Here is a 7,985-nt window from a genome sequence, read left to right on the forward strand (position 1 = left end):
GGGCCGGGGCCTGCGATGAGAGTCGGGTCGGAACGGGGCGAAGCGCCCGGTTCTACACCTGCTGCACCACGGAGCCGAGGACACTGCGCAAGGGCGGAAGGCCGGACGGAACGGTCGGTGCCCACGAGCCCGGCCGCGTCGCGGCGACGGCGGAGGACAGATCGCCGAGGGGAGACGGCGCAGGCGCGGGCAGTTCCGCACCCTGCTGGGGATGGCCGGAGGCGCACGCCTCGGCGGGGTGCCCGTGCCCCTCGCCGTCGCCGTGCCCGCGGGGGGCCTCGGCGCCGTGAGGGCCGGCCCGGTGGGCGCCGTCCACGTGGTCGACGCCGATGGCATCCAGGTGTGCGACAGGGACGGCGCCGCGGGCGACGTGCGCCGAGGCACTGTCGGCTCCGGCGGCATGCGTGTAGAGGAAGGCGAGCAGCAGGGCGGCCAGCCACAGCAGTCGCAGCGCACCCACCGGACGGCGGGCCCGCTTCGCGCTGGATGCAGCTGGGGCCGTGATCATGCCAGGACCCTATCCGGCGGCCGGGATCCGGTGCGTGGCGGCCCCGTTGACGCGAGGCGTACGGCCTCGGGCGGCTTCGCTCCACGCGCTCACGTGCTCCACGCGCCGACCGCGCCCAGACGCCAAGACACCGTCGAAATGGCGGGTATCCGGCATTTCACCACCCGCTCGCGTGGCTCCCGTGGTTGCATCCTCGTCGGAGGGATGCGTTCACCGGGACCTGGAGGAGGCTGGATGTCCGGCTCGGCGGACGACCCCACGCGCCTGCGGGTCCGGGAACCCCGACTCCGTCGGGGCGCATCGCTCCACCCTCCCTCGCGTGCGGTGCGCCGGGATCTCGCCCAGCTCGTCTGCGCGGTCGGCGGGGTGGTCCTCGGGACGGTGCTCCCCACGCTCTCGCTGGGCCCGCAGGTGGATGCCGGACCTGTGGTGACGCTCCTGTTCACCATCGGATTCGGCGTCATCAGCCTGGTGAGCATCATCTACTCGATGCTGTTCCTGGTCATCCAGTTCTCCGCCAGCACCTACACCCCGCGCCTCGGCCTCTTCCGGGACGACCCGATCGTGTGGCGCGCGTTCGCCTTCACCGTCGGCGCGTTCGTCTTCAGCATCACCTCGGGGCTGGCCATCGGTGCCCGCAGGACGACCGTGTCGACCCTCGTTCCCGGGACCGCCATGGTGCTCACGCTGATCGCGCTCGCCCTCATGCGGACCGTGCAGACGAGGGCGTTCCAGTCGATCCAGCTCGGCCACGCCCTGACCGCGATCGCCACGCGCGCGCACAAGCTGTTCGACGCCCTGTACGTGCGGCCCTACGACCCGGAGGGGGCCCCGGCCACGGGGTCACCGCACCCGGGGGCCGCCACCACCGCCGTCCTCTGGTCCGGACCGGCGGCGGTGGTCCAGCAGATCGACGTGAGCACCCTGGTCGGCCTGGCGAAGGAGCGCGACTGCTCCCTCACCTTCCTCGTCTCCCCGGGAGCGACCGTGTCACGGGGCATGACGCTGGCCGAGGTGACCGGCGGCGAGTTGCCCGAGGCGGTGGTGCGCGGCGCCCTGGCGACCGGAGTCGAGCGCACCTTCGACCAGGACCCCGACCTGCCCTTCAGACTCCTCGCCGACATCGCGCTGCGCGCGCTCTCCCCGGCCGTCAACGACCCGGCCACGGCGGTGGAGAGCATGGACCGCCTCGAAGACCTGCTGACCCGGCTCGCCGGACTGGAGCTGAGCACCGGCTGCTTCCTCGACGAGGGCGGCCGGTTGCGGGTGACGCTCCCGGTGCCGGACTGGGAGCGTTACGTGCGCACCGCCGTCGACGACCTGCTCTTCGCCGCCGCCGACTCCCCGATGGCACTGCGCAGGATGCGCGATCTGCTGAGCAGGCTGGCGGAGCGGGTCCCGGAGAGCCGGCGCGGGATCGTACGGGACCGGCTTCGGTGGGTCGAAGGGGCGGGGAGCGAGAGGTACCCCCTCATCTGGGCCGCCTCACCCGGCGGGTCGACGACCCCCGCGCCCGGTCGCGTGTGAGCCGCGGCTCCCGCCGATGCCACCGCTGCCGTCGATGCCACCGAAGGCGTTGACCTGGGCGGTGGGGACGTGGCTCTCGTCGGCCTCGCTGCCCCGTCCGAAGTGGTTCAGGAGCAGGTTGAGGAGGACGGCGACGAGGCATCCCGCCGTCTCGGCCGCGACATGCGCGACGGGCCGCCCCGCGCGGACACGTTCGACCAACAGGCGCCTACCGAAGACGGTCAGCCGGGCACTACGGTGGGACACGAAGACCTCCGTTGTGCAATGGGTTCCTAGACAGCTCCCACCGCACCGGAGGTCTTCGCCATGTTCGAGACCTACCGAGTGTCAACAACGCTCGTGATCAATACACCTAGGCCGGCGGGGGTGGCGCGGGCAGCGGCGGGAGGGCCGGCTCGAACAGCCAGGCCCGGAAGAGGTCGTCCAGCGGTTCGAGCGCGTAGCGGGACGCGTGTGCGGTGAATCCGGCCGTGGTGACCACGCCGTGGCGGTGCACGGTGGCCCACTCCCGCAGCATGCGGAAGAACGGCCCGTCCCCCAGGGCGCAGCGGATCGCGTGCACGGCGAGGCCGCCGCGCTGGTAGAGGCGGTCGTCGAACATCAGCTTGCGTCCCGGGTCGGCCAGCAGGAGGTCCTGCGGCTGCCCGGAGAGCAGGCGGTGCGCGGTGGCCGCCAGTTCGTGCGCGGTACGGCCGCCCGAACGCTCCGACCAGATCCATTCCGCGTACTTGGCGAAGCCCTCGTTGAGCCAGATGTGCCGCCAGTCGGCGATGGTCACGCTGTTGCCGAACCACTGGTGCGCGAGCTCGTGGGCGATGAGCCGCTCCGAACCGCGTACGCCGTCCACGTGGTTGGCGCCGAACAGGGAGAGCCCCTGGGCCTCCACCGGCACGTCCAGCTCCTCGTCGGCGACGACGACCGCGTACTCCCCGAAGGGGTAGGGGCCGAACAGCTCCTCGAACAGCACCATCATGGCGGGCTGCCGTGCGAAGTCGCGGGAGAAGCGGGGCAGCAGGTGGGCCGGTACGTGGGCGCTCTGCGGGACTCCGCCGAGCCCGGGGTCGCCGAGCAGCACCGTCTGGTGCATGCCGATGGACAGGCCGACCAGGTAGGTGGAGGTCGGCGCCGGCTGCTCGTACACCCAGGTGGTCGTGGAGGCCCGGGTCGTCCGCGTGAGCAGCCGGCCGCCGGCCACCACGGTGTAGGCGGAGGGGGTGTTGACCGAGATCTGGTACGAGGCCTTGTCCGCGGGCCGGTCGTTGCACGGGTACCAGGAGGGAGCGCCGACCGGCTGGCTGGCCACCAGCGCGCCGTCGGTCAGTTCCTCCCAGCCGAGGCCGCCCCAGGGACTGCGCACCGGTGTGGGGTTGCCCGCCCAGTGCACCTCCACGGTGAAGGCGGCGCCGGCGGACAGCGGCTTGGGCGGCCGGATACGGAGTCTGCCGCCCCGGTGGCTGTACTGCGGCGCCCTGCCGTTGACCAGGACCCGGCCTATTCTGAAGTCGGCCAGGTTGAGGTGGAACTCGGTGAGCGGCGCCCGCCCGGCGATCGCGCTGAGCCGGGCCGTCCCGGCGAGCCGGTTGGGGCCCGGACGGTACTCCAGAGCGAGTTCGTACCGGTGCACGCGGTAACGGGGGTCGCCGTTGGCCGGAAAGTACGGGTCCGATGCCGCTGTCTTCTGGCCGTTCACTGCCGCTTCCGCTCCCTGCGTTGTGCTCGTACGACGTGCTGGTGGTGCCGGCCCGGACCCCGGACCCGGACCACCGGACCCGCCCTTCAGGACCGCCACGCCTCGATCGGGTTGCCCAGCCAGCGGGTGTCGGCGGGAACGGATTCCCCGGCCATCACGAGGGAGGCCGGACCCAGTGTGCTGCGGGCCCCGACGGTGCTCCCGGGCAGGACGATTCCACCCGGGCCCAGGGTGGCGCCCTCACGGAGGACCACAGTATCCGTCCTCAAGATCCGGTCGTGGAAGAGGTGCGTCTGCAACACGCAGCCCCGGTTCACGCTGACCGCGTCGCCCAGGACGACCAGGTCGGTCTCGGGCAGCCAGTAGCTCTCGCACCACACGCCGCGGCCGATCCGGGCCCCGAGTCCGCGCAGCCACAGGGACAGCACCGGCGTGCCGGGCACCGAGCCGACCAGCCAGGGCACGGCCAGGACCTCGACGAAGGTGTCGGCCAGTTCGTTGCGCCACACGAAACCGCTCCACAGCGGGTGCTCACCGACCCGGTGGCGGCCCACCAGCAGCCACTTCGCGGCCGCCGCCACCACGCACGCGGCGACGCCGGCGGCGAGCAGGACCGCTCCGGAGAGCAGCGCGGCCCCCCACGGGCCGGGCCCGTCCGCCCCGGCCAGCGCGCAGAAGGCCGCCACGGTCGCCACGGCCAGCGCGGCCGAGCAGAACACCGGGGCGAGCCGGCACAGCTCCACCAGCCCGCGCGCCCACAGCAGCCGCGCGGGCGGATCGTACGTCCGGCTCTGGTCGGGGTCGGCCGCGGACCTCGGCAGCCGGACCGGCGGCAGGCCCAGGTAGGAGCTGCCCTTCTTGGCCTTCTTCGGGGTGGCGGACAGGACGCCGACCAGCCCGTCGTCCGGGACGGAACGGCCCGGCGCGGTCATCCCGGAGTTGCCGAGGAAGGCGCGTCGGCCGATCTCGGAGTGGCCGATCCGCAGCCAGCCGCCGCCGAGCTCGTAGGGGGCGGTCAGGGTGTCGTCGGCGAGGAAGGCGCCCTCGCCGACGGTGGTGAGGCTCGGCAGCGCGAGCACGGTGGACACCTCGGCACCCCGGCCGATCTTCATGCCGAGGAGCCGCAGCCACACCGGTGTGATCAGCCCGGCGTACAGGGGGAAGAGGGTTTCCCGGGAGAGGTCCATCAGCTGGGTGACCGTCCAGGCCTGCCAGCCGATCCTGCTGTGCGTCGGATGGGTTCCCGTGCGCAGCCCGAGGCTGAGGAGGCGTACGGAGACCAGGATCAGAGCCGCGTACGCGAACCCGTAGGCGAGCGCCCCCGGCACCACGGCGAGCAGTGCTCCGGCCAGGGCCCGGCCGAGTCCGGCGTCGGCGGGCACGAACCGGCCGGCCACGAGGAGGGCGGGCAGGGCGGCGAGCACGGGCAGGGCGGTGAGGCAGAAGCCGGCCGCACCGTAGGCGGCGCGCCAGGGCAGACCGCGCGGCGGGCGCTCCTTGGGCCAGTTCCGCTTGGCCTTGCCGAGTTTGCCGGCGGGGGCCCCGGCCCAGCGCTGGCCGGTCGGGATCTGGCCGACGACGGCGGAGCCGGGGGCCACCTCGGCCCGCTTGCCGACCCTGGCGCCGGGGAAGAGGATGCTGCGGGTACCGACCACGGCGCCCGCGCCGACCTTCACGGCGCCGATCTCCAGCCGGTCACCGTCGAGCCAGTGGCCGGAGAGGTCCACCTCGGACTCCACGGCGCAGCCGCGCCCGAGCTTGAGCATGCCCGTGACGGGCGGTAGCGAGTGCAGGTCCACCTCGGGGCCGATCTTGGCACCCAGCGCCCGCGCGTAGCGTTCCAGCCAGGAGCCGGTGAGCGAGGTCGCGCCGGAGCACTCGGCCAGCCGCTCGGCCGTCCACAGCCTCAGGTGAACGTTTCCGCCGCGCGGGTGGCGCCCCGCCTTGACCCCGCGCAGCAGCAGGCGGGCGCCGCCGGCCGCGATCGCGAGGCGGCCGGGCGGGCTGAAGAGCAGTGCGGCGCCGGCGGCGACGAGCCACCACGAGGCGGCCGGAGCCCACGGATAGGCCCCGAACCAGTGCAGTACGTTGCCCAGGGCGAGCAGCGCCACCGTCCAGCGCAGGCCGACCAGGGTGAAGAGCGGGAGCAGCAGCAGGGACTGGATGACCTTGGTGCGCGGCGGTACGGGCGCGATGGTCCGGACCGCGCCGTCGTCCTGTGCGGACTTCTCCAGGTGCCGGGCCAGCTTGCGCAGGGTGGGCTGCTGGTAGATGTCGAGGACGGCCGCGCTCGGGTAGCGGGTGCGCAGCCGGGTGGTGAGCTGGGCTGCGGCGAGGCTGCTGCCGCCGATCGCGAAGAAGTCGTCGGCGGCGCCGGTGACGGCCACGCCGAGGGTCTCGCTCCACTGTTCGGCGAGCCAGGCCTCGGTGCCGTAGAGCTGCTCCGTGGGTCCGCTGGTCTCCAGGTCGGGGAGCGGCCAGGGCAGTGCGTTCCGGTCCACCTTGCCGGACGTGCGGGTGGGCAGCTCCTCGACGGGCGCGAGCAGGGGTACGAGCGCCGCGGGCAGTTCGGCGCGGAGCCGGGTCACGGCGGCCGCGTGGTCCCAGCCGTCCTGGGTGACCAGGTAGCCGACGAGGAGCTGGTTGCCGCTGCGTGCCGTGCGGACGGCGGCGGCCGCGCCGGCGACCCCGGGCAGGGCCTGGAGTGCGGCGTCCACCTCGCCCAGCTCGATCCGGCGGCCGCCGAGCTTGATCTGCTCGTCGGCGCGGCCCAGGAAGACCAGCCCCTCGGGTTCCGCGCGGACGAGGTCGCCGCTGCGGTAGGCGCGCTCCCAGCCGAGGGATTCCAGCGGGGCGTACTTCTCCGCGTCCTTCTCGGGGTCGAGGTAGCGGGCCAGGCCGACGCCGCCGATGACGAGCTGGCCGCTGCCGCCCATGGGCACCGGTGCACCGGATTCGTCGACGACGGCCAGCTCCCAGCCGTTCAGCGGGAGGCCGATGCGGATCGGTTCCTCGCCGGTCAGGAGCGAGGCGCAGGCGACGACGGTGGCCTCGGTGGGGCCGTAGGTGTTCCACACCTCGCGGCCCTCGGTGACCAGGCGCTGGGTGAGCTCGGGCGGGCAGGCCTCGCCGCCGAAGATCAGCAGCCGGACCTCGTTGAGTGCCTCGGGCTCCCAGAGGGCGGCCAGGGTCGGGACCGTGGAGACCACGGTGATCTCCTGCTCGGCCAGCCAGGGGCCGAGGTCGGCGCCGCTGCGGACCTGGGAGCGGGGGACGGGGACGAGGCAGGCGCCGTAGCGCCAGGCCAGCCACATCTCCTCGCAGGAGGCGTCGAAGGCCACGGACAGTCCGGCCATGACCCGGTCACCGGGGCCGATCGGCTCCTCGGTGAGGAACAGCGCGGCCTCGGCGTCCACGAAGGCCGCGGCGCTGCGGTGGGTGACGGCCACGCCCTTGGGCTTGCCGGTGGAGCCGGAGGTGAAGATGATCCACGCGTCGTGTTCGGGGCCGGGGCGGGAGGCCGGGGCGCGCCCCGCGGACGGGCCGGCGGCCTTGCCCGGCGCGGCGACCTCGATGCGCTGGTCGGCGCCCAGTACGGCCCGTACCCCGGCCTCGCCGAAGACCAGGTCGGCCCGCTCGTCCGGATCCTCGGCGTCCACGGGCACGTAGGCGGCGCCCGCCGCGAGGACGGCCAGGATGCCCGCGTACAGCTCGTTGGTCCCCGACGGCACCCGTACGCCGACCCGGTCGCCGAGCCCCACCCCGGCGGCCGCGAGGGCGCGCCGCCGGCGCTCCACCTCGGCGGCGAGCGCCCGGTAGGTCAGCCGGGTGGCTCCGTCGTCCAGGGCGAGTTCGTCGGGGTGGGCCTGTACGGAGGCCTCGAAGACGTCGACGAGGGTGCGCGCCGGGGCGGCGGGTCCGGCGGAGAACCGGGCCGATTTACCGGACTCCTCGGGCCCCTCCCCGGCAGCGGGCGCGACGTCGGGCGCCGGCCCTTCGCCGAGCCCGGTCCCGTCGTCGAGCAGAGTGACTTCACCGTGCTCTGGTGTGGCTGCCATCGGCCCTCGCGTCGTGTTCCCGGAACCCTCCGGTCGCCGGGCGGAGCCCGGGTCTGCCCAGGTTGTTCCGGTCCAGCGCCAAACAACCCGCCAGTCTAGTGCGACATCAAGGATTTTCTGGTTCAAGCCTTGCGCATGGCCGGGAAGAGGCGGTACCTGGTCGTGGTGGTCGCGGCGTCGCCCGTCGCGGCGTCACCGGTCG

4 protein-coding genes and 1 pseudogene are annotated in these 7,985 nt (G+C 73.6%); 1 reads left to right on the plus strand and 4 read right to left on the minus strand.

Going from position 1 to position 7,985, the window contains the following annotated elements:
- Positions 1-52: 52 nt before the first annotated feature.
- Positions 53-508 carry a hypothetical protein gene (locus ABZY57_RS13310; protein WP_356511291.1) on the minus strand — a complete coding sequence of 152 codons (456 nt, stop codon included), beginning with the start codon at positions 506-508 and terminating at the stop codon, positions 53-55.
- 324 nt (positions 509-832) lie between these two features.
- Between ABZY57_RS13310 and ABZY57_RS13315 the strand changes: the two genes are divergently transcribed.
- Positions 833-2,035, plus strand: coding sequence for a DUF2254 family protein (locus ABZY57_RS13315; RefSeq protein WP_356511293.1), 1,203 nt, complete (start codon positions 833-835; stop codon positions 2,033-2,035).
- Between the two features lie 159 nt (positions 2,036-2,194).
- Here the strand turns inward: ABZY57_RS13315 and ABZY57_RS13320 are convergent.
- From ABZY57_RS13320 to ABZY57_RS13330, 3 genes and pseudogenes are all read right to left on the minus strand, one after another.
- Positions 2,195-2,281: pseudogene (locus ABZY57_RS13320) on the minus strand (leucine zipper domain-containing protein); the annotation flags it as partial.
- A 106-nt stretch (positions 2,282-2,387) separates the two neighbouring features.
- Positions 2,388-3,725, minus strand: coding sequence for a M1 family metallopeptidase (locus tag ABZY57_RS13325; RefSeq protein ID WP_356511295.1), 1,338 nt, complete (start codon positions 3,723-3,725; stop codon positions 2,388-2,390).
- Positions 3,726-3,811: 86 nt separating this feature from the next.
- The gene (locus ABZY57_RS13330) at positions 3,812-7,783 is read right to left on the minus strand and encodes a Pls/PosA family non-ribosomal peptide synthetase (RefSeq protein ID WP_356511297.1); all 3,972 of its coding nucleotides are present in this window, start codon (positions 7,781-7,783) and stop codon (positions 3,812-3,814) included.
- Positions 7,784-7,985 lie beyond the last annotated feature (202 nt).

The organism is Streptomyces sp. NPDC006450, from assembly GCF_040612195.1.
GTDB lineage: Bacteria > Actinomycetota > Actinomycetes > Streptomycetales > Streptomycetaceae > Streptomyces.

Coding starts and splice junctions, on each gene's coding strand:
- ABZY57_RS13310 (WP_356511291.1), bottom strand. CDS start 508: ATGATCACGGCCCCAGCTGCATCCAGCGCGAAGCGGGCCCGCCGTCCG.
- ABZY57_RS13330 (WP_356511297.1), bottom strand. CDS start 7,783: ATGGCAGCCACACCAGAGCACGGTGAAGTCACTCTGCTCGACGACGGG.